Source organism: Bifidobacterium sp. MSTE12 (assembly GCF_000513015.1).
In the GTDB taxonomy this organism is placed as follows: Bacteria; Actinomycetota; Actinomycetes; order Actinomycetales; family Bifidobacteriaceae; genus Bifidobacterium; species Bifidobacterium dentium.
This window is the reverse complement of the sequence record NZ_AZYA01000034.1, coordinates 113,594-134,070: the sequence shown is the minus strand read 5'-3', so window position 1 is coordinate 134,070 and position 20,477 is coordinate 113,594. Positions and strand designations below refer to the sequence as shown.

Annotated in this window: 20 protein-coding genes; 6 read left to right on the top strand and 14 right to left on the bottom strand. The window is 54.9% G+C overall.

From position 1 onward, the window contains the following. Positions 1-21 precede the first annotated feature (21 nt). Together HMPREF1494_RS07195 and HMPREF1494_RS07190 are read right to left on the bottom strand one after the other, a co-directional pair. Positions 22-1,458 (bottom strand): aminopeptidase C, encoded by a 1,437-nt coding sequence (locus HMPREF1494_RS07195; protein WP_034521847.1) that lies wholly within the window; start codon positions 1,456-1,458, stop codon positions 22-24. Between the two features lie 162 nt (positions 1,459-1,620). After that, the gene (locus HMPREF1494_RS07190; RefSeq protein WP_034521527.1) at positions 1,621-2,457 is read right to left on the bottom strand and encodes a MazG nucleotide pyrophosphohydrolase domain-containing protein; all 837 of its coding nucleotides are present in this window, start codon (positions 2,455-2,457) and stop codon (positions 1,621-1,623) included. 152 nt (positions 2,458-2,609) lie between these two features. On the opposite strand from HMPREF1494_RS07190, the gene HMPREF1494_RS07185 reads away from it, so the two are divergent. Next, on the top strand, positions 2,610-3,509 hold the full coding sequence (locus tag HMPREF1494_RS07185) for a GmrSD restriction endonuclease domain-containing protein (protein ID WP_396334926.1): 900 nt from the start codon (positions 2,610-2,612) through the stop codon (positions 3,507-3,509). A gap of 63 nt (positions 3,510-3,572) precedes the next feature. On the opposite strand, the gene HMPREF1494_RS07180 is transcribed toward HMPREF1494_RS07185, so the two are convergent. From HMPREF1494_RS07180 to HMPREF1494_RS07170, 3 genes are all read right to left on the bottom strand, one after another. Then, the gene (locus HMPREF1494_RS07180) at positions 3,573-4,295 is read right to left on the bottom strand and encodes a potassium channel family protein (protein ID WP_129879870.1); all 723 of its coding nucleotides are present in this window, start codon (positions 4,293-4,295) and stop codon (positions 3,573-3,575) included. Positions 4,296-4,402: 107 nt separating this feature from the next. Then, positions 4,403-5,767: an MATE family efflux transporter gene (locus HMPREF1494_RS07175; RefSeq protein WP_034521485.1), complete on the bottom strand. Its 1,365-nt coding sequence runs from the start codon at positions 5,765-5,767 to the stop codon at positions 4,403-4,405. 181 nt (positions 5,768-5,948) lie between these two features. Further along, positions 5,949-6,941: a D-2-hydroxyacid dehydrogenase gene (locus HMPREF1494_RS07170; protein WP_034521483.1), complete on the bottom strand. Its 993-nt coding sequence runs from the start codon at positions 6,939-6,941 to the stop codon at positions 5,949-5,951. Positions 6,942-7,083: 142 nt separating this feature from the next. Between HMPREF1494_RS07170 and HMPREF1494_RS07165 the strand changes: the two genes are divergently transcribed. Further along, on the top strand, positions 7,084-7,458 hold the full coding sequence (locus HMPREF1494_RS07165) for a DUF488 domain-containing protein (protein ID WP_003839785.1): 375 nt from the start codon (positions 7,084-7,086) through the stop codon (positions 7,456-7,458). Between the two features lie 23 nt (positions 7,459-7,481). On the opposite strand, the gene dtd is transcribed toward HMPREF1494_RS07165, so the two are convergent. From dtd to HMPREF1494_RS07135, 5 genes are all read right to left on the bottom strand, one after another. Then, complete coding sequence (gene dtd, locus HMPREF1494_RS07160) at positions 7,482-7,961, bottom strand: D-aminoacyl-tRNA deacylase (protein ID WP_003843589.1); 480 nt, start codon at positions 7,959-7,961, stop codon at positions 7,482-7,484. Between the two features lie 117 nt (positions 7,962-8,078). Beyond that, the gene (gene ucpA / locus HMPREF1494_RS07155) at positions 8,079-8,885 is read right to left on the bottom strand and encodes an SDR family oxidoreductase UcpA (protein ID WP_003839772.1); all 807 of its coding nucleotides are present in this window, start codon (positions 8,883-8,885) and stop codon (positions 8,079-8,081) included. A 90-nt stretch (positions 8,886-8,975) separates the two neighbouring features. Beyond that, the gene (locus HMPREF1494_RS07150; RefSeq protein ID WP_231495366.1) at positions 8,976-10,418 is read right to left on the bottom strand and encodes an APC family permease; all 1,443 of its coding nucleotides are present in this window, start codon (positions 10,416-10,418) and stop codon (positions 8,976-8,978) included. 225 nt (positions 10,419-10,643) lie between these two features. Then, on the bottom strand, positions 10,644-11,591 hold the full coding sequence (locus tag HMPREF1494_RS07145) for a zinc-binding dehydrogenase (RefSeq protein WP_034521475.1): 948 nt from the start codon (positions 11,589-11,591) through the stop codon (positions 10,644-10,646). Between the two features lie 384 nt (positions 11,592-11,975). Beyond that, the gene (locus HMPREF1494_RS07135; protein WP_034521457.1) at positions 11,976-12,344 is read right to left on the bottom strand and encodes a metallopeptidase family protein; all 369 of its coding nucleotides are present in this window, start codon (positions 12,342-12,344) and stop codon (positions 11,976-11,978) included. Positions 12,345-12,559: 215 nt separating this feature from the next. Between HMPREF1494_RS07135 and HMPREF1494_RS07130 the strand changes: the two genes are divergently transcribed. From HMPREF1494_RS07130 to HMPREF1494_RS07120, 3 genes are all read left to right on the top strand, one after another. Next, a complete protein-coding gene (locus HMPREF1494_RS07130) occupies positions 12,560-13,027 on the top strand; it encodes a D-aminoacyl-tRNA deacylase (protein WP_034521453.1) in 468 nt (155 codons plus the stop codon). Positions 13,028-13,064: 37 nt separating this feature from the next. Continuing rightward, positions 13,065-14,090, top strand: coding sequence for an adenosine deaminase (locus tag HMPREF1494_RS07125; RefSeq protein WP_034521450.1), 1,026 nt, complete (start codon positions 13,065-13,067; stop codon positions 14,088-14,090). A 148-nt stretch (positions 14,091-14,238) separates the two neighbouring features. After that, on the top strand, positions 14,239-14,706 hold the full coding sequence (locus HMPREF1494_RS07120) for a macro domain-containing protein (RefSeq protein WP_034521447.1): 468 nt from the start codon (positions 14,239-14,241) through the stop codon (positions 14,704-14,706). 110 nt (positions 14,707-14,816) lie between these two features. Here the strand turns inward: HMPREF1494_RS07120 and HMPREF1494_RS07115 are convergent, their stop codons facing one another. The 3 genes from HMPREF1494_RS07115 to HMPREF1494_RS07105 all read right to left on the bottom strand — a co-directional run bounded on the left by HMPREF1494_RS07115 (position 14,817) and on the right by HMPREF1494_RS07105 (position 16,970). After that, a complete protein-coding gene (locus HMPREF1494_RS07115; protein WP_163190960.1) occupies positions 14,817-15,578 on the bottom strand; it encodes an alpha/beta fold hydrolase in 762 nt (253 codons plus the stop codon). A gap of 237 nt (positions 15,579-15,815) precedes the next feature. Further along, positions 15,816-16,427: a sugar O-acetyltransferase gene (locus tag HMPREF1494_RS07110; protein WP_033488912.1), complete on the bottom strand. Its 612-nt coding sequence runs from the start codon at positions 16,425-16,427 to the stop codon at positions 15,816-15,818. Positions 16,428-16,589: 162 nt separating this feature from the next. Beyond that, positions 16,590-16,970, bottom strand: coding sequence for a VOC family protein (locus HMPREF1494_RS07105; RefSeq protein ID WP_003841530.1), 381 nt, complete (start codon positions 16,968-16,970; stop codon positions 16,590-16,592). Positions 16,971-17,087: 117 nt separating this feature from the next. On the opposite strand from HMPREF1494_RS07105, the gene HMPREF1494_RS11275 reads away from it, so the two are divergent. Then, complete coding sequence (locus HMPREF1494_RS11275; RefSeq protein WP_081724128.1) at positions 17,088-17,981, top strand: AraC family transcriptional regulator; 894 nt, start codon at positions 17,088-17,090, stop codon at positions 17,979-17,981. Between the two features lie 324 nt (positions 17,982-18,305). On the opposite strand, the gene HMPREF1494_RS07100 is transcribed toward HMPREF1494_RS11275, so the two are convergent. Next, on the bottom strand, positions 18,306-20,429 hold the full coding sequence (locus HMPREF1494_RS07100; RefSeq protein ID WP_192917620.1) for a DUF2075 domain-containing protein: 2,124 nt from the start codon (positions 20,427-20,429) through the stop codon (positions 18,306-18,308). Between the last annotated feature and the right edge of the window lie 48 nt (positions 20,430-20,477).

Sequence of the window (20,477 nt, the reverse complement as noted above, 5' to 3'; positions counted from 1 at the left end):
ATGTTGTCGACGGTGCTGCCGTTATCTGGAGCGCTTGGTCAGCGGCTCCCATGGGTCAAGTTCCACCGGCTCCGCGGTAAGCAGCGAACGGGTGGCTTCATCGAGGTATTCCTTGCAGATGATGATCTCAGTCACATAGCGGTCGAACCATGCGTCGGACGCCACGTAGTATCCGTCGTCGCCGTTGTCTTTGCCCCAGCTGTTTTCGACCTTCCAACGGTTCGGTCTGCCGTCGCCGTCAAGGTTCACGCCGGTGAAGGTCATGGCGTGGTTGCTCGGAGAATCGCCGTATTCAAGGCCTTGCGCCTTATCGAAGGTGAATTCGGTGCCGAACAGTTGGTCCACGCGCACACTGTCGCGGTCGAAGTATCCCGCGGAACGCAGGGAAAACTGCATGCAGTCGCAGGCGAACCAGATCGGATGCCCGGCGCTGATCTGATCGATGGCCGCCTTCTTGAACGCGTCGAGCGGCACGTTGATGAATTCCATGTCACCCGCCTCAGCGACGTTCGCGGTGAAACGGATGCGGTAGCGCGTATTGAATGGGCGGGATTCCATCGGAACGTTGCATAGGGTGACCAAGTCGTTCACGTCGAGCGGCACGTACTTCCTATAGAATTCGATCGGAGTGATGCCGAATTCGCGAATCTGCCTGCGCTCGTCCTTGCCGGATTTCGGTTTGTCAGCCTTCTTGTCGGAACCTATCCCGTCGGAACCGGCGTCCTTCTTATCGTCGTCACTGGTGCGCACCAGAAAATCGAATGTCTCCGGCGGCTCGCCCAACGCAATCGCGCACATGCGGTATACGGTCGACATGTCCTCGTTTTTCAGCGTACGAAGCTCGTCGATCGGCGTACCGGCCGCATGCCTATCACGCAGATCGGCCGCGAACTCACGTAGCTTGGAGTTGAGATACTGTTTGAAGGCATCGGAATCCTTGGAATTCGCGGACTCCGGGTATGCGCTCTTCGGAACGAGCCCGTACTTGTTCACCAAGGCGGCGAACATTTGCCACCAGCCGCCATCATCGGCCGGACCATCGTTGATCTCCTGAAAGATACGGCTATCGGTCGGCTCATCGAGTGTGGCGAGCACGTTTTCCAGATACGTGTTGGATTTCTCCATCGCATCCCAGAAGAACAGGTATGTTTCCGAGAATTCGAAGTCGTCGAGGTTCCACGTATGCATGAGCTCGTAGCGCAGCGTGTTGAGCGAGGCGAACATCCAGCAACGGCCGGAACGACGCTGGTTGGTGATTGACCCCTGTTTCAGCTCGATGGAAAAGTCACACGGCAGCGAGCGCTGTCCCTTGTAGTCGGTGGCCGCTTCGAGTACGCCGGCGGAGACGGCCGCATTGGCGGCCACGAGGTTGGCCCGATCGGAGTTGAAGTCTTCGGCGTACCGTTTGAGCAGTTGTCTGTCGATTGCCTTTTCGTTGGTGTCATTGGATTCGATCATGCCGTTGATTGTCGTCGTATGCCCCGACTTGCGGCGGGCGGCGGCCACATGAATGTGACCTTCGCACCTGTAGTCGTCGGAGGAGCTCAGGATTCTCCGCTGGTAGGCAGTCGCGGAACGTGCCACGGAATTTCAGGTCATGCCAGACTGCGGGGTCTGCGGTCATCGATTTTCGCTTTCGATTCGTTCGATGGCGCATTCCAGATCGCGCAATCTGCAGCGTAGCTCTGATTCCACGTCGACGCCATTGCGCTGGGCGTCACGCAGTATCGCGATGATCCGATCGGCGTACTGGTGGTCGTGGCCGGTATCGGACGGCTGCGACTCGGCGGTGTATGCCTGTTCGAGTTGGGCCCGGTTCGCTGATTTGGCGACGCGTGAAACGACTTTGGCGGCTCTTGGCAGTGCGCCTTGGGCGTGTGAGATACCTTCGAGCACCGACTTGCGTTGCTTCTCCTTCTGTTTCATCCTCTCCCATAATTGCAGCGTCTCTTCAGCGGACTTCGGAGCATCCGATTCCGTTGCAACCGCATCATCGGGCATGAATACGTGCGGATGGCGGGTGATGAGCTTGTCGACCAAGCGGTCGCATACCTCATCGATGCCGAATGGATCGGTCTCGTCATGCGCGCACACCTGTGCCTGGAACACGGATTGCAGGAGCATATCGCCCAGTTCCTCGCGCATGTTCTCGCGGTCGTCGGTTTCGACCGCGTCGATGTACTCATAGGTTTCCTCGAGCAGAGGTTTGAGCAGGGATCGGTTCGTCTGCGAACCGTCCCACGGGCAGCCGCCCGGCTCGTGCAGTATTCGCACCACGGCCTTGACACGATCCAAGGCGGAGACCGCTTCGATTACCGGATTCAGCTTTGAGCAATACTCGAATCCTTCGGGAAGTTCGTACGCGTCACATGCAGCTTGAGTCATAACGCCGATTCTTGCCGCACGTCCCGACCGAATCATCACTGCCGCCGCTTTCATGCCGATGCGTGCCTTCATGCGGAATCAGTCTACGATGACTTCAGGGACCATGAGATGAGAAAGAGGAACCCGTGCGTTATCACAATGCAGTAATACGTCGTCTGATTGCCGTGAGCATGGCTTGTCTGCTGTCGATCGGCTTCGCCGCAGGCTATCATGCCGACTACTCCATGGCCGCAGAGGCTACCGATGATACCGGCGCCGGCGAGCTCGCCACCGATGTACTTGACACACTTACCGTCAAGGGTCGTGCGCCGAAGACCGGGTACAAGCGGGCACAGTTCGGTGACGCCTGGAAGGATGTCGACCATAACGGATGCGATACACGCAATGACATTCTTAACCGTGATTTGACGAACGTAAAGCATAAATCGCATACGCAGGATTGCGTGGTCAAATCCGGCAAGCTGCAGGACCCGTATACCGGTAAGGAAATCAAGTTTAAGAAAGGCGCGAAAACCTCTACCGCCGTGCAAATCGACCATGTGGTTTCCTTAAGCGACGCCTGGCAGAAGGGCGCACAAAAGCTTAGTAAGAGCAAGCGAACCGAACTCGCCAACGACCCGTATAATCTGCTAGCTGTAGACGGATCCGCCAATCAGAAAAAATCCGATGGTGATGCGGCTACGTGGCTGCCCTCCAACACAAGCTTCCGCTGCGAGTACGTGGCACGCCAGATCGGCGTGAAGCATAAGTATTCATTGTGGGTCACTCAGGCGGAGAAGGAAGCGATGAATAAGGTGCTGGGCTCCTGTCCGACGCAGGCCGTTCCCGACTATACCGGTACGAACGCCGGTGAACAGCCTCAGACCGCAACCGCCGAACCGACTCAGGAACCTTCCTCCGAGCCTACTCAAACCGAGCAGCCCTCCACCGAGCAGACGGAGCAGTCTCAGACGCAAACCGAACAACCCGCTCCGGCTCCTCAAGTACAGCAAAACGACAGTTCCAATGTCTACTACCAGAATTGCTCCGCCGCGCGTGCCGCCGGGGCGGCACCGATCTATCAAGGTCAGCCGGGCTATCGTTCCGCATTGGACCGTGACCATGATGGGGTTGCCTGCGAATAGCGAACAACCGATTCACTCGTAAGTGATGCCGGACGGAAGTTGGACTCCGTCCGGCATCACTTGTTATCGCCTGTCATCTGCTGTTGGGGATTCGCGCAGTTTCGCGATATCGTCACGCAGTCGGTTGACGGCGTCGGTCAGTTCGGCGACGTTGCTGCTCAGCCGCGTGGTTTCCGATTCCGTCTCATTGGCACGCTTATCGGCTTCATCGCTCACCCGGTCGACGATCCATGACGCGAGCGTTGCGGTGATGACGCTGATCAGGGCGATGCCGGCGATCATAAGACCCACGGCGATGCACTTGCCTTGCCATGTCACCGGAGACATGTCGCCATAGCCGACCGTCGTGGTGGTGACGAACGCCCACCATATGGCCTTGCCGAAATCGGTGATGGTAGTGCCCGGAGCATTACGTTCCACATCCAATTCCGCAAGCGAACCGACGTAGATCAGCAATATCACGCTGGAACATACGTAGAGTGTGATGCGACCACGTACCGCCATGCCGCTGGTGCGATTGAGCACATTCAACACAGCCACCAGTCGCAGCAGTCTCAGCGGTCTGAAAATCGGCAGCATGATCGAGATGAGCAACAGCAGGTTGTTCTTGAACCAGGTCTTCCTATCGTGCGCCAGCGAAATCGAAACGACGTAGTCGACGATGAACACGATCCAGATGACGTTGATCGTGGTTTCGCACAGGGAGACATGCGTCCGTGCCAGCACCTCCCATGAATACGCGAGCAGGAACACCAATGCCAGTACGGTCAGCGGCCATTCGGTCATTCGTTGCCATTTGTTCAACGTCACAGCTCCCGCCTTTCCTCCCTAATGCCATCATACGGGCATTCTTTCGGCGTCGAGCCCGGCCTGAGCCTTACGCATGGCTGGCATCATTCATCGACGAGGGCGATCTTCCGGCTTTCGGCCTTTCGGCCACGCAACTCAGGCAGAAGAATCACAGCCAATACGACGGCAAGGACCGCAGTGAGCAGGTCGGCGAAGGCCTGCGCGGCAATGACCCCATGATATCCGGCGAGTCCGCTGCCTGCGAACAAGGTGATGGCGAGCATCACGCCCTGACGGCTGACGGACAGTAGCAGTGCGCCCAGGGCCTTGCCCGCGGATTGGAACGTACAGGTGGTCACGAGCACCACCGACACGCATACGGTGCTCAGCAGCTGCACACGTAGCATGCCGGTGTCGGTGCTGAAGAATCCCATCAACGGGCGAGCGCAGGCGATCAGCACCGCGGTCATGACCAATGCGAGCATGCCGAGGAACGAGTATGCGAATTTCAGCAATGCCTTCAACCGACTCATGTTTCCGGCACCATAGTTATAGCCGATGAGCGGCTGGCCGCCGAAGGCGAACGCCACGAGAATCATCACGGCGATCATCACGATCTTCAATGCGATGCCCATGGCCGCCACCGCATCGTTGCCGTATGGCAGCAGGAAGAGGTTGACCATGACAATGCCAAGGCTTTGCATGAGATTGGTAACGGATGCCGGAATGCCGATGGCGAAGATGCCGCTTGCCTCCTGCCTGCTGATATCGAGATGTCCGCTTCGTAACATGAGCCGTGGATCGATGGATAGGTTGCGGCTGCGTTTGAGCAGGAACCACACGAAGTAGAGGTCGGTGCAGATGTTGGCGATGACGGTCGCGCCTGCGGAACCGGCCGCGCCCCAGCCGAACACGTGGATGAACAGCGGGTTCAGGCAGATGTTGATGGCGGTTCCGGCGACCGAACCGACCGCGGAGGGGCCTGCGAAGCCTTCGGTGCGCAGTAGATTGCTTGGCGTCATCGACACGATGATGAACGGCGATCCGAGAATGATCAGCGAATAGAACTGCGAGGCATACCGCCATGTGGAATCGTCGGCCCCAAGCATCGTGAGGATCGGATCGTGGAACGTCAGGCCCAATATGATGACGATGATGCCGGTGAGCACGGCTCCCCAAAAGCAGAACACGCTCAGTCGCCGGCCGTCATCGAAACGACCTTTGCCGTAGAGGCGCGAGATCACGGAGCTTCCGCCGAGTCCGAAGATGTCGCCAAGCGCAATCATCACGGTGAATACCGGTGTCGCGATGGACACGCCGGCCACCATGTCGGTGTTGCCGGTGTGCGCGATGAAGTAGGTGTCCACGGTGTTGTAGACGAGGGTGACCATCATACTCAGCACGACGGGTATGGCCAGGGTCATGTATGCGCGCGGAATCGGCGCCTTCTCAAACAGTTCGTTATCCATATCAGGTGTAGAGGGTACAACCCTAAGCGGGACATTCGTCAATCGACGAGACGAAATCGTCCACGGAGCGAGTCAGGGATACATCAGGGAATTTCCCAATCCGCGGCGACATGGGTTCATCAGGATTGTCCGTATGGATCTTTTGGGTAATATTCTATGGCTGATTTCCAGCGGCGAATCCTCAGCCTTTCAAAGGCATGCGATTGTCGAGCGACTGACCGTTGGCGTAGCAGCGCACGTTGCCCAATGCGATGGCGATGATGCGCCGTTCCGTCACTTCCAGATGGTTGCCGCCCGCCACATGCGGGGTGATGAGACAGCGCGGTTCATGCCACAATGGCGAGTCGGCCGGCAACGGTTCAGGTTCGGTCACGTCGAGGCCGGCACCCCGTAGCTCGTTGCCCGTGAGCGCCGCTGCAAGGGCTTCGGAATCGATGGCATCGCCTCGGCCCGCGTTCAGTACCAGCGCTTCGGGTTTGAGCAGTGCCAGTCGATCGGCATTCAGCAGATGGTGCGTGGCCGGTGTGGACGGCACGCTCATGGCGACGACGTCGGCGTATGGCAATGCCTGTTCGAGTGATTCGAAGCCTATCGTGTGGTCGATGCCTTCCGCTTCGACGGATGGGTTACGTCGTACGCCGATGGTTTCCATGCCGACGCTCTTGCACAGTCTGGCGAAGTGCGAGCCGATGTCGCCGGTGCCGATCACCAATGCGGTCATGCCCGATGGGCTTAATGCACGGCCCGCGTCAGTCCAGTCTGCGTTGGCTTGATTGCCGGCATAGACGTGTAGGTTCTTCATGAGCGCCCACATCATGGCGAACATGTGCTCGGATACGCTCTGCCCGTATGCGCTGGAAGCGTTGGTGAGCATGGATCCGGGTTGCAGTACGTCGGGCCGCTGGTATTTGTCGACGCCGGCGCTCCAGGTTTGCAGCCATTCGAGTCTGGGGCATTGCGAGCATTCCTCCGGCGGTACGTTTCCGATGATCGCAGTCACCGATGCACGGAATTCCTTCGGGATGCGGGCGCTCCAGTTCATACTCCCCCGCTGCGTCGAGTCGCCTACGAATTCCTGCGGCACTCCCCTGGCCGCACGCGTGAATTGCGCCTTCTCCGACTCCGTCAACGGCAGACAGTTGACGATGAGCTTGTGATTGTTCTCAATTCCCATGGTCCTAACCCTAGAGTGAGCACCAGATAACCGTCTCAAATGCAGTCTCATTTTTCGGTCTTGTGCGGCTCTCTGACGACTGTGGTTCGCAGCCAGAGAAATTGTCTCGATCCCATCATTCGGGACATCTAGCATGGGTTGCATGGCGCAGTCGCATGTTCTTCAGATCAAACGCATATATGATTCCGCGCAGCCGACCGACGGTTACCGTGTTCTGGTGGATCGGGTGTGGCCGCGCGGCGTTTCCAAGGAGCGTGCGGATCTTGACCGTTGGGCTAAAACGGAGGTGACGCCCACCACGGACCTGCGCAAGTGGTTCGCTCATGACCCCGCTAAATTCGACGAGTTCAAGGCACGGTACATCGAGCAGCTTGACGGGCGCGATGAGGCCGCCGAATTCGTGTCGGACGTGCGCGACCATCTGCGAACAGGAAACGTCACCCTGCTCTATGCCGCCAAGGATCCCGCTTGCAACCACGCCGTCATCCTACGTGACTGGATCGCCGAGCATCTGTGACCCACCGTTGCCGGTGAACGGTGTCAGACTCCCAGTTCGTCCGTATCGAAGATGATGGTCACGGGACCGTCGTTAGTCAAGTTCACGCGCATGTGGGCTCCGAAACGGCCTTCTTTCACTGCAAGGCCTTCGGCCCGCAGTGTTTCGTTGAACTGCCGCCACACCTTGTCGGCATGGTCCGGCGACCCTGCCTTCACGAAGCTTGGGCGATTGCCTTTGCGCACGTCCGCATACAACGTGAATTGCGAGATGGAAAGGATCGAGCCGTTCACATCGTGAATGGAACGGTTCATTTTGCCGTTGTCGTCTTCGAACACACGCAGATTCGAGATCTTGTGCGCCAGCCACGCGATCTGCTTGGCGCCGTCCGAATCCTCTACGCCGACAAGCAGCACATATCCGACGCCGATCCGCTGTGGTTCGAAGGTGGGATCCCGTTCGCCGGTGAGTTCATCAATCACATCCACGGACCCGTCGCTGACTTTCTGAAGCACAATACGCATGCCTCTTTCATACCCCCACCCCGGCATAACCACAGCCGGATGACGGTGCGGACGTAGGCTCCACCCCTGAAGATCAGGGAACGCTCCGCCTATCCCGCACCGTCATTATGCGGCGATTCAGTTGGTGCCGATGCTCATGGTCTCCGGCAGTGTGCTGCCGCCGTCGATGACCACTTGTGCGCCGGTGATGTAGCTGGCCTCGTCGGAGCCTAGGAAGGCGAACAGTTCGCCCACTTCGGTCGGCTTGGCCAGTCGTTTCATCGGCACGCCGACCGCAATGTCGTTGATGGCGGATTCCGGATTGTCCGGATTGGATTCGACCGCCATCTTCTCCACCATCGGGGTGCGCGCATAGCCCAACTGCGAGCAGTTGACGCGGATGTTGCGGTCGGCGTATTCCACTGCCAGGCATTTGGTCAGCCCCACGAGTGCGGCCTTGGTCATGGCGTAGGCCGCTTCACCGGCATCGGCCACGATGTCGCCCGTCACGGAAGAGGCGATCACGATCGCGCCGCCACCGTTCTCCAACATGTACGGCACTACCGCCTGGCAGGTGTTCCATACGCCTTTGATGTTCACGTCGATGTGGAAATCACGCATCTCGTCAGGCATCTGCTCGAATGGCGCAAGCCGACATACGCCGGCATTGCAGCAGGCGATGTCGATCGGACCGAAAGCGTCCACCGTTGTTCTGGCGGCCGCAATCATCTGATCCTTATCGGCCACATTGGCCATGACGGTCACGATGTCGGCATCCGGATACATCTCACGGATCTTGTCCGCAGTCCTGTCGACATCGGCCGACAGGTCGACCATGCAGATCTTCGCACCGTACTTGGCATACACTTGCGCGATTCCCTCGCCCAAGCCTGCCGCGGCTCCGGTGATGATGGCGACTTTGCCTTCGAGTTTCGGTTGAACCATGATTGCTCCTTTGTTTGCTTGGTTCGGTTTCACGACGGATTGTTCTTCAGTTGCCTTTTGGCCGTTACGGCCGTGATGCGCAGAGCCGGTTCAGAACTCGACCTCGCCGTCCAACGTTTCGATGACGACCTTGGAATTCCTCCACCGGACCAGCACCATCCACAGCCAGATGGCCACGCCGATGCCAAGATATACGGCGAAGGAAATCCATGATCCTACGCCCTGTCCGAGTGTGCAGAAGAACGCGATGCACACCATGATCACCATGGCGAGCACACGGAACAGGTCACCGCCTGGCACCACGTTCCTGTTGTTCGCATACCATTCGGGATGCCTATGGTGAATACGCACGGCCGAGATCATCGTCAGAGCATAGGCGCAGGCGCAGCCGAACGACATGAGGTTGAAGAAGTCGTTCATGAAGCTGCCCGCATTCTGCAGGAGAATGAAGGTCAGGCTGATGGCCAGCAGGAAGATGTTCGGCAAAATCGGCTGCTGATGCTTGTTGACCTTGGTGAACACTTCCGGCAGAAAGTTTTTCTTGCCCATCGAATAGAGCATGCGTACGGTGGACATCCAGAATCCCAGAATCGAAGCGGTCATCCCCAACAGGATGGAAATGCAGCCGTACACGATCGGCCAGAATTTCCATCCCAGCAGATTCTGCATGGCGGTGATGGTCATGAAACCGTTCGCGGCATCGCCGGCAAGCAGATCCTTGACCGGTGCGAGACCGGCCACGCAGAAGAAGAAGATCGTGTAGATCGCACCGCAGGTGAGCACGGATCCGCAGATGGCCTTCTTCGTGTTATTGATGGGGAAGTCACCCTCTTCCACCATCTGGGGCACGGTTTCGAAACCGAAATAGGGCGTGATGAGCAATGCCATGCCGATGATCCACGCCGGAATGCCAAGCGTCGAAGCCTTCGAACTGAACGAGAACATGTCCGCCAGATTGGCGATGCTCCAATGACCGGAAGTCAGGATCAGCGCTGCGGTGATAAGCGTGGTGGCGATATTGGCGAACAGGCAGAACGCCTGTGCTTTGACCAGGAACTGCACGTCCTGCAGACTCATGATGAAGATGAGCAACAGGAACACGACGCCGATGATCACGGTGGTCTGGAAATTCAGATTCAGGTTGAAGAGTTTGCTGATGAACGTCGCCACGGCCATGACCACGGCCGGCGGCACGGAAATCCAAGCCGCCATGATAAGCCAGGATGCCAGAAAGCCGACATGCTTGTTAAAGCCGACCGTATTGTAGATGAGCTCGCCGCCCGCCGTTTTGAACAACGGTGAGATTTCACTGTAGACGAGTGCCGTCGGAAGAATCGCAACCGTCATCAGCGCGAAGGCGAGGAACGTTCCCGCCCCGCAATAGCTGAAAAATACGGAATCCCAATAGCTTACGTAGGTGAAAATCGAGCCGGTCGCCACCGTGTAGACGAAGATGAGTTTCAGACTTTTCTGCAGGCCGTTGCCTTCTGCGGATGGAGGTCTCTCCTTTTGTTTCATGCGATTGTCCGCCATACTTTCTCCTTTGAAAATATCAGCCGAAAAATATCCGGTGAAGACGGAACCATGCGGCATCATTGCCGGTTATCGTCCATCATCACTTAAGTAATGTTAGGGCTCTTTATGCATCGGGTCCAGTCGCCGACGGGCCGGCCAGCCCGTCGGCCCGGCTAGCCCGTCGAAGCAAGGAACCGACGAGCCGAAGCGTCAACCGGTTCCATCGGCGGGCAGACGGTGCTCTTACTCGTATCTGATGACGAGCCGGCCCTTCACATCGCCCGCTTCGAGCCGTTCGATAGCCTGCGGAACCTCGTCGAAACCGATGCAGGTGGTGACGGGCGACAGTTTTCCGGTACGCATCAGCTCGTAAACGCCGCGAATATCGTCGGGAGTGCCTCCGTTCGAGCCACGCAGATCACACTGATTGACGATAAGCGACTTTGAATCGATGGTGGTCTCCAGCTTGCCCATGCCGACGAGCACGACCACGCCACCCAGTCCGATGACATCCACCGCATCCGCCGTAGTGGTGCCAAAGCCCGCGAAATCGATGATGACATCGAACTTTACGTCGTTGAAGTCCTTGATGGATCTACGTACGTCCACCGCGCCGAGTTCCTTGGCAAGCGGCCAGATGTCCTCCTTGATTTCAGCCACATACACTTCCGCACCAAGCAGATGCGCCACCCTCGCGCCAATTTGGCCAAGCCCGCCAAGTCCGATGATGCCGACCTTGTCTCCCGCCTTGACGCCACCTCGGCGGACCACCGCCGCATAGGATGTCATGCCCGCATCGGTTGCGGCGGCGCCGTTCACAAAATCGACTTCATCCGGGATGCGCACCAATGCTTCGGTCCCTATGACGATTTTCGGCCCGAAACCGCCATCAAACGATGAGCCAGGGCATCCTGCCGACGTGGTCGGGCAGATTGCTACACGGTCACCGACCTTGAAGTCGGTGACACCGTCGCCGACCGCGCTGATGACACCGGCATCCTCATGGCCAAGCGTCACCGGCACCTGGCCGAGCATGGTCATCCAACCGGGATCAGTCAGAATGCCGACATCGGTATGGCAAATGCCAGCCGCCTTCACATCGATGACGACCTTGCCCGGCCCGGCACTCGGTTCCGGCAGTTCTTCCAATCTCAATGGTTCGTTCGTTCCAGTGAATCTCCAAGACTTCATATTCGCTCCTTTGCATTGCCGACGCTATCGTGCGTCCGTGCATTCACGAACCGCCCCATTGCGATTCAGGTTCTACGCTACTCGCCAACCCTCGGAAAACCAAAGAGAACACAGTCATGTCACTCCCCTGGCTCATGTCAGCGACTCAGCCATCCCGCTACAGAATGCGCGTAAGCGCCTCGCGCCTGAAAATCCGTTGATGCGTAGGACCACGTGGCGCTGCGGCTCGGGAGCGCCCTGCTGCTTTCCCACTGCCACTTGAATCATGGGGAACAGATCCGGCACGTATTGCGCCTCGTCGACAATGAGACGTTCCGAACGATTCCGGATGAATCCTATTCCGTGCCGAAACACGGCCTTGCGTGCGTCTTCTTGTAGCGGCCTCTAATAGCCATGCGCGTGCAGGTAGGCGTCGTCGAAGCCGAAGTAGTGGCCGATCTCGTGCAGCACGGTCTTGCGGATCTGCTCGACCATTTGCGCACGGGTGGCGCATACCCGCTCGTGCGGGCCCTTGAAAATAGTGATCACGTCCGGCATCACACCGCTGTAGGCCGTGGTTCGCCGCGTGATGGCGATTCCTTCGTACAGTCCCAGCAGTTCGCCGCCCGCGTCGCACATCGTGCCCAACTCCCGCTCGTTCGGCTCCTGCGCCATGGCGATCCCCACATTCTCCAGCACCTGCTTGAACCTGTCAGGAATACCCGCGAGCGCGTCTTCGATGGCCCGCTCGAACTCGTCGTCGCTCATCTTCATGTCGCCGACTTTAGCAGCTGTCTTACAGGCTTGCACCTCTCTTTGCGTCCGATTTTCTCCAGTCACTGGAGGAATCCCCTCCCCGACGAGAGCGCGACAGCAGGGCAGCACCATGAATCCCCATCGTCCGGCCCGCCCCGCAACCCGCAATCCCGCGACCACAATTCGCTGATCACAGTCCGTGTAAAGCACTGCCGACAACCTATACTGGAACAATGAGAATTTCCGTGCAACGCGTGAATGAAGCGAGCATCGCCGTTTTGAACGACCTCGGTACGCTCGATCCGACGTTCGACGTGCAGCAAATCGGTCTTGGCCTACTGTTGACCGTCGAAATCGAACCCGACGATGACGAACCCACGATTGACATGATGGCGAACCGCGTCCTCACACTGCGTTGCTTCGACGGACCGCAAGGTTCGCTTCCTCAATCCGTGCAGGAAATCCGAGGAGAGATCCTATCCATTCCACAACCGCTCACCTCTTTGCACAGCCCCGCCACGGGACGTCCCCAACTCGTTGCCGAAGATACCGACGACGAGCATGCCAATCTCACATGGATCCGCTTCAACGAAGCTCTCCGCTCGGGCAACGTTCCCGTATATGAAGGCCGATATGGCGCTCGCATGCGCATTGGCTCCATCGTCGACGGTCCATTTCAGTTCACGCTCATTTCCGATTAGCCGACGGACCGCCATCGCACCACATGAAAGGATTCGCATGACTCACATCAGCCCGGCCACCGAACAGGCACTGCGTAAGCTGCCGAAGGCGGAGCTTCATCTGCATATCGAAGGCACCCTCGAGCCGGAACTGGCCCTGAAACTGGCCGAACGTAACAACATCAGCCTGCCGTTCGCTGATCTTGACGATCTCAAGGCACACTATGAGTTTGAGAATCTTCAGTCGTTTCTGGACCTGTACTACCAGCTCATGTCCGTGCTGCGCACCAAGCAGGATTTCACCGACCTCATGCTCGCCTATCTGGCACGGGCGAATGCCGATGGCGTTCGGCGGGCGGAGATTTTCTTCGATCCTCAGGTACACATGAATAACGGTCTCGATTTTGACGTGGTGCTCGATGGCCTGCTTGAGGGTCTTCGCATCGGTCATGAACGTTTCGGCATCGATGGCGGGCTCATCATGTGCATCATCCGGGATATGCCCGTCGATTCAGCCGAGGCGTTGCTTGATACCGCGGCTTCACGGGCCGGGGACCTGCTCGGTATCGGTTTGGATTCCGCCGAAGTCGGATATCCGCCGGAACTGTTCACTCATATATATGAGCGTGCGACGCGACTTGGCCTGCATCTCGTCGCGCACGCCGGCGAGGAGGGCCCGGCCGATTATGTCCGTCAGGCGTTGGACCTCCTGCATGTCGAACGCATCGATCATGGCGTTCGCACCGCCACCGATGGCGATTTAGTGGCACGAATTGCCCGTGATGGAATCGCGTTGACGGTGTGCCCGTTGTCAAACCATCGTCTGCAGGTAGTGCGGGACGTGGCCGATCTTCCGGTACGTCAACTGTTCGACGCTGGTGTGAAGGTGACGCTCAATTCCGATGATCCCGCCTACTTCGGCGGATATATCGGCGACAATTACATCGCCATGGCACGGACCGGCATGAGCTTGGATGAGTTGGCCACCATCGCGGAATACTCTCTGGAGTCCTCATTCGCAACCCCTGAGCAGAAAACCACTTACGCCAACGCTCTGGCCGACTGGAAGCGCATCCATCTTTAGCTCTTGAGCCGAAGTCCAGAAGACCATCATCTGGCTTCGCACGCACAAAGGCCGGACTCGCGCACATGTCGGCCGGCGGTTTCGATGATCATGAAAAGGCAAGTCAGCAACGTACAGTTGCACGCATCCGAGTAAGAGAGGAATGATTATGCCATTTTCCGTGACGCATCAGGACATCACCGGCATGCACGTGGACGCCATCGTCAATGCGGCGAATACGGACCTCGTGATGGGCGGAGGGGTATGCGGCGCGATTTTCCGCGCGGCGGGAGCGAACCGCATGCAGACCGCATGCAATCGCCTCTCCCCCATCCGTACCGGTGAGGCGGTGATCACGCCGGGATTCGATCTGCCGGCCAAGTACGTCATCCACACAGCCGGACCGGTTTGGCATGGCGGTGACCATGATGAGGAGCAGCTGTTGCGCGCCTGCTACCGCAATTGCCTAGCGATCGCCTCCGTGCACGGCTGCAAAAGCATCGCGTTCCCGCTGATTTCCGCCGGCATCTATGGCTATCCGAAAACCGAGGCCCAGGATGTGGCCGAAGATGAGATTCAGATCTGGCTGGCCGACACCGGCATGGACCTGGACGTTTGGCTCGTTCTGTGGCCATAGTCTTACAACGACCGTAACCCACAAGGCTGAACGTATGTGCGTCACATTTGACCAATACTCCAGTCGGATTCGACTCACTTAACAGAAGACACGAGCCACGACGGAAAGATTCAGGCCGAAACCCCCAGCAGAAAATCCAGGCACCGCCGCCTGTAATCGGCGGCCTCATCGTATACGCCGTGACCATGGCTGCCATCGTAAAGATAGCTTTCGCAGCCAAGCGCCTCGGCGATCTGCTTCGACCCTTCCGCAGTCACGACACGGTCTCCCTCCGCACCGATCACCAAGACCGGGCACTGGATGGAGGAAAGCTCTCCGTAGCAGTCGAAGGTCTTGCAGGCTTCGGCCAGAATAATGAAGCGCCGATATTCCTCATCGCTGATACCCAGATTGGAGGAGATCAACGTTTCCCGATAGGCCTTCAGGGTGGACTCGGAATACACGTTGTCCGCGAAACTCTCGAGAAGCCCCAGCTCATCCTTCGCCCTGGCCAGCCGTATCCATTCGTCGATGACATGATTGAACGTGCCGTTGGGTTTTGCCAGCGTCGAGCCTAGAATCAGCCTGTTCACCATTTGCGGGTGATCGATGGCGAGATACATGGCGATCATGCCGCCTTGGGATGCGCCGAACACGTCGGCGTTCTTAATATTCAGCTCCCGCATCGCCGCCGCGGTGTCTTCCGCCATGTTTCTGACCGTGTAACCCTCGTGTATGTTCTCGGCCCTGTCGAAAACATACACGGTGTATTCCTCGCAGAAATCCTTGTACGCCTCCGCAATCGCGTCGGCCAAGCCCATCACGCTGTGCACCGACAGTCCTGGCAGTATCACGAAGTTCTTGGTTCCGCTGCCGAATACGATGTGCTTCATCTTCCGCACCTCCTGATGGGACTGTTCCATATTAGCCACACGGCCATACGCGTTATTGAAAGAAGCCGACCAAATGACACGGTGAGACAAGATGAACAGTGTCAGAAACTTGACAATGGAAATCGCGACACAGATACTATTTACGAGTAAAACACCAGCAAGCAAAGGATGAAGCACACTGCTTTATCCTTTGCTATTTACAAGCATAATCACATGATTATGAACTATTTACCTTTTCTATAGATCCTGCGGTATCTTTTTATTCTTGAAATAATACTCTTTATCACGCTCATCTACTTCCCGTAATATCTTGCACGGATTACCAACCGCCACAACGCAAGACGGCAAATCCTTTGTCACTATGCTTCCGGCACCGATCACAACGTTATCACCAATCGTAATACCGGGGAGTATAATCACCCCTGCACCAATCCAGCAGTTTTTTCCGATGCGAACGGGCGCATTATACTGATACCCTTTCTTCCGCAGCTCCGGAAGAATCGGATGTCCTGCGGTAGCAACGGTGACATTCGGGCCGAACATTGTGTAATCCCCCACATAAATGTGCGTATCATCTACACAAGTCAAGTTAAAGTTCGCATAAATGTTTTTCCCGAAATGCACATGGCCTCCGCCAAAATTAGAATGAAAAGGCGGTTCAACGTAACAGCCTTCACCGATTTCCGCAAACATCTCTTTCATTAGAGTCTGCCTCTTTTTGAATTCGGTTGGCCGGGTCTGATTGAACTCATAAAGACGGTCAAGACATTTTGTCTGCCATTCCATAATCTCGTGATCACCGGGAAGATACAATTCTCCCGTGTGCATTCTTTCTTTCATCGCACTCATTTGCATCCTCCTTTATAGACCCATCAATATCTTTCGCAACCTTTCACTACCTCCATAGGGAAAGCAATAGGACCCGAATAAAACCACTATCTTCGAACTCCCTATATTTTCGGAAAGGATTACAGTGCGCTTTTCCGTTTCACCCTCATATCCGAACTTCTGCTATTCCGTAATTTCTATAGCATTGCCGTTAGCATCGTATATGCTGCTTTCGTAATATCCGTCTCCGGTGGTCCTCGGATAACTTTTGACTACGTAGCCGTCTTTTTCGAGCCTGGCGGTCAATCTATCGACCTCATCTTTTGAACCGACCTGAAAAGCAATATGCGCATATCCGAGTTGCGGGTCACCATTCGGCTCCGAAATAACCGGTATATTCATGAGCTCCAGTCTTGTCGAGTCATCAAAAGACAGGAAATAAGATGAAAAACCAGTATTCGGATTTACATAAAGCTCGTTTCGCTTTCCCTGAAAATAGGTCTCAAAGAAGCGAGCGCTTTCTTCCAAGTCTTTTACATAGATCGCTACATGTCCTATATTCATTTCGTCATACCTTCCTAGACAGAAACAATTTCATTCTATACAATTAGATTGTTAAATCCGTTTAATAGCTATCATTATTATGTTTGATTCAATAACAATCCTGCGAGGTTGCCAATTATGTTGTCTTTAGAGATGAGAGACGATCGCTCCGAAAAGGTGCGTTATGACTATACGGACTATCCCATTTACATTCGGAGAGCTTTGCTTTCCTCTTATCCCGGCTATGCCGCACCCACCCATTGGCACGATGATATTGAATTTATTGCCGTCTTATCTGGAGAAATGCAATACAATGTCAACGGTGAAATCGTTACTCTGGCTGAGAACGAGGGAATATTCGTAAACGCAAGACAAATGCATTTCGGCTTCTCACCAGGGAAAAAAGAGTGCGATTTTATTTGCATTCTTATTCATCCACTTATATTATGTGCAACTTATGCCTATGAACGCGATTTTGTACTACCAGTCATAAATAACAAGAATGCCTCTTATATTAAATTAAACTCTGACACTCCGTGGCATAGAACAATATTTAAAAACATTAAAATGATGTATTCTACAAGGAATGAAAAATCTGCTGTATTAAAAATACAGAATCTATTTTTAAATACATGGATACAACTTTACGAAAATATCCCCTCTGAAAGTCAACACAAAAATCAAAATGCCGATCTCTCCATTCTAAGAAATATGATAGGCTTTATACAACAAAATTACACAAACAAAATTACCCTTGCCGATATAGCCTCTTCAGGAGCAGTAGGACAGAGTAAATGTTGTAAACTGTTCGCAAAATACATCAAGCAAACACCCAATATATATTTAACACGATATCGACTCGATAAAAGTACAGTTCTTCTTAGCAATACAGATAGAACTGTAACGGAGATCGCTACAGCCGTCGGGTTTAACGGGAGCAGCTATTATGCAGAGGCATTTCGCAAATGGTACGGGAAAAGTCCCACCGAGTACAGAGCCACCTCAAACATACAACGACCGCGTTCGAGGTAGTTCAGGGCTATCGCCTTACCTATACGGGACTAACCCAACAGAGAAAGTCCATGCGCCGCTACCCGCATCGAATGAAAGAAACAATAAACCTCGTGAATCGTAACCCTAGTAAATGAAGCAACCCTCAACGCAACTTTCGGCGGGCACACATCATCATTCCCATCGGCAGCGATCGCGTGGCCGAATCCCGAACCCTTGATTCAATGCATGGTTACGATTCTGATGCCTTCCCTTTGACGGTTCCCTGTATCTCCATTCGGCTGATATACGCCGTACGATAGGCTTCATTGCACGCTATCCGTAAGCCCTGTGCATAAACACAAATTATTCCCCAATGGCTTTCTTGAGCACAGCCTGTAGTTCGGGATCGACCGCGAACAAATACAGTCCGTGCACGCCACGCTTAAGCAACACATTAAGCTCATTGCGCAGATTCTTTTGAGAATAATCCTCTTTCTCACGCAGGTTGGTTGCGTTGGCGTTGCAACTCTTGGACTTGTCGAAGACGATCTGACCGTCCCGGTATGCGACAGATGGACCGATAATCACGCCAACATAGTTCAAATCAAAACCCTGTATGGAAAATGTGGAGCCGACTTCATTAATAGTATGCGAAGCTTCAGCCCATACTTGATCGGATGAAAGGCTCTTTTCCTTTCCTTGCGGCTTGATTTGATAGTTCCATGGATGGCAGAAGTAATTAGGGTCATCATCCGAGGTCTTTTCATTGTATCCGCGATTGGCCTTTAATCCAGGACCCATGTGCCATTGCCCTTCGGCATCGCAAAACATCTCGACATTCCACAGACCATCCGGACTGTCCGGATTCTCACGAACGCCGGTGTAAGACCAATCATACGTAGCGACCACCCTAGATAGACCATGCCCATCAACTCCACCCGCCTTAAGCTTGGCTTTCTCCTTGATCGCCTTGAATAACTCAACCGGGGAATCGAATACCTTGACTATATAGGGCTCGCGAATGTACTTGCCGGTTTTCGGATCCTTCTCACCGAGGTCTTTCTTCCACTTACCTATACGAACCCCGCCTGCGAAATCGTCTACCCATTGGATGGTCGATTCATCCGCCGCAATCCGAAACTGTTGACTTAGCCGAATATGGCTAAGCAAATACTCCCCTCCCCACCTATCAAGTCGTTCGAAAGGCTCCATCTCAGCATCACGTGACGCCCAGGTCTTATCCAACTCGTGATGGGGAAACAAGGCCTGTAGATCTTCATCCTTCCACTGCTGCGCATTCTGCAGAATCTGATTGGGATCAAATACCGCAACTACGACCCTTGACCTGCGCAGCAAATCATGGAGCATGTTCTTTCCGGAATAACCCTGATTTCCTTGAGTCAGCAGAAGATGGGCCTCGTCAACAAGAACAATGTCCGCCTTGCCCTGCGGTCTGTCCGGAATGCCACGACCGTTCGGCTTCTTTTCACTGAATTTGTTGATGAACTGGCTTGGCTTGAGCACCACTTCATCCGACTTCTTTTGCAATCCAAGTTTGGTTGCGATTTGGTTATAGACATGCACCTGCTGCTCATGGTTGACGAGAATATACGCCTTTCTTCGATCGACTACATTGAACGAAGAACCACGGTTCTCCATGAGCAGATCTTCATCGTCCTCATCATCAAGATGCCCATTGACGCCGAGCTCCGTCGATATGCGGTAGAACAGGTGGCTCAGTAACACTGTCTTGCCGGTGCCTGCCGCGCCCTGCACAAAAATCAAACGCGATGGAGAGGAGTCGGGGAAATCTGAAAGCACATCGGCAATCGCATTCATGATCGCAGTTTCCGCATTCATCTGGTCATCACTGAGCTGATGGAATGGCGAAGCTTTGAATAATGCGGAATCACGAATAATCTGTTCCGACGGGAATAACGTGGAATCCTGTTGATGCAGACCCAACCAGATATCGGAGAAAATCCGATCAAACTCATCTTGCGTATAGTAGTCGCCTTGGGCATTCGTTCTGCGATTGTTGAGATTTTTCACCGCGTCCGAGCCAAGCAGATAATGCATCAGCTTATTCTCTATATCCAATGTCAGAGACTTGTTGAAATGCTCATTCCCAATAACATATTGCCACACGGATCTTGGGTCCTGTTCCAGTTTCTTCTGGAATTCCTTCCAATCATCGCGCGAATTTGGATCTGAACGCAGGTGTTGAAAAGTACGGTTTTTTATATTATTCGTTTCTCCAACGTAGACCGTGTACTCGGGAACATTCCTATACTGGCTCTGCTTCTCCGAATGGACGACGTATACCGTAGGATAGTTGAAAATGTAGCGCAAAGCACTTTTCTCCACAACTGACGCATATGCCCCATCAGTGGGATTGACCACGCTTTCCCACGCCGTCTCCTCATTACCGATATCGGCATATGGCAAATGAACGATAATCGGTTCCGGAAGTCTATCTGCTGTCATACAGCCATTATCGCCCTCTTTCTTGTCTTCCACGGTATTGCACCCATT

What these genes read in the sequence shown, in the direction of transcription:
- HMPREF1494_RS07135 (WP_034521457.1), bottom strand. Translation starts at nt 12,344, where the DNA reads ATGAAGATGAGCGACGACGAGTTCGAGCGGGCCATCGAAGACGCGCTC.
- ucpA (WP_003839772.1), bottom strand. Translation starts at nt 8,885, where the DNA reads ATGGTTCAACCGAAACTCGAAGGCAAAGTCGCCATCATCACCGGAGCC.
- HMPREF1494_RS07100 (WP_192917620.1), bottom strand. Translation starts at nt 20,429, where the DNA reads ATGACAGCAGATAGACTTCCGGAACCGATTATCGTTCATTTGCCATAT.
- HMPREF1494_RS07165 (WP_003839785.1), top strand. Translation starts at nt 7,084, where the DNA reads ATGGCGCAGTCGCATGTTCTTCAGATCAAACGCATATATGATTCCGCG.
- HMPREF1494_RS07150 (WP_231495366.1), bottom strand. Translation starts at nt 10,418, where the DNA reads ATGGCGGACAATCGCATGAAACAAAAGGAGAGACCTCCATCCGCAGAA.
- HMPREF1494_RS07130 (WP_034521453.1), top strand. Translation starts at nt 12,560, where the DNA reads ATGAGAATTTCCGTGCAACGCGTGAATGAAGCGAGCATCGCCGTTTTG.
- dtd (WP_003843589.1), bottom strand. Translation starts at nt 7,961, where the DNA reads ATGCGTATTGTGCTTCAGAAAGTCAGCGACGGGTCCGTGGATGTGATT.
- HMPREF1494_RS07185 (WP_396334926.1), top strand. Translation starts at nt 2,610, where the DNA reads ATGGCCGCAGAGGCTACCGATGATACCGGCGCCGGCGAGCTCGCCACC.
- HMPREF1494_RS11275 (WP_081724128.1), top strand. Translation starts at nt 17,088, where the DNA reads ATGTTGTCTTTAGAGATGAGAGACGATCGCTCCGAAAAGGTGCGTTAT.
- HMPREF1494_RS07120 (WP_034521447.1), top strand. Translation starts at nt 14,239, where the DNA reads ATGCCATTTTCCGTGACGCATCAGGACATCACCGGCATGCACGTGGAC.
- HMPREF1494_RS07125 (WP_034521450.1), top strand. Translation starts at nt 13,065, where the DNA reads ATGACTCACATCAGCCCGGCCACCGAACAGGCACTGCGTAAGCTGCCG.
- HMPREF1494_RS07105 (WP_003841530.1), bottom strand. Translation starts at nt 16,970, where the DNA reads ATGAATATAGGACATGTAGCGATCTATGTAAAAGACTTGGAAGAAAGC.
- HMPREF1494_RS07180 (WP_129879870.1), bottom strand. Translation starts at nt 4,295, where the DNA reads ATGACCGAATGGCCGCTGACCGTACTGGCATTGGTGTTCCTGCTCGCG.
- HMPREF1494_RS07110 (WP_033488912.1), bottom strand. Translation starts at nt 16,427, where the DNA reads ATGAGTGCGATGAAAGAAAGAATGCACACGGGAGAATTGTATCTTCCC.
- HMPREF1494_RS07190 (WP_034521527.1), bottom strand. Translation starts at nt 2,457, where the DNA reads ATGAAGGCACGCATCGGCATGAAAGCGGCGGCAGTGATGATTCGGTCG.
- HMPREF1494_RS07145 (WP_034521475.1), bottom strand. Translation starts at nt 11,591, where the DNA reads ATGAAGTCTTGGAGATTCACTGGAACGAACGAACCATTGAGATTGGAA.
- HMPREF1494_RS07195 (WP_034521847.1), bottom strand. Translation starts at nt 1,458, where the DNA reads ATGATCGAATCCAATGACACCAACGAAAAGGCAATCGACAGACAACTG.
- HMPREF1494_RS07170 (WP_034521483.1), bottom strand. Translation starts at nt 6,941, where the DNA reads ATGGGAATTGAGAACAATCACAAGCTCATCGTCAACTGTCTGCCGTTG.
- HMPREF1494_RS07115 (WP_163190960.1), bottom strand. Translation starts at nt 15,578, where the DNA reads ATGAAGCACATCGTATTCGGCAGCGGAACCAAGAACTTCGTGATACTG.
- HMPREF1494_RS07175 (WP_034521485.1), bottom strand. Translation starts at nt 5,767, where the DNA reads ATGGATAACGAACTGTTTGAGAAGGCGCCGATTCCGCGCGCATACATG.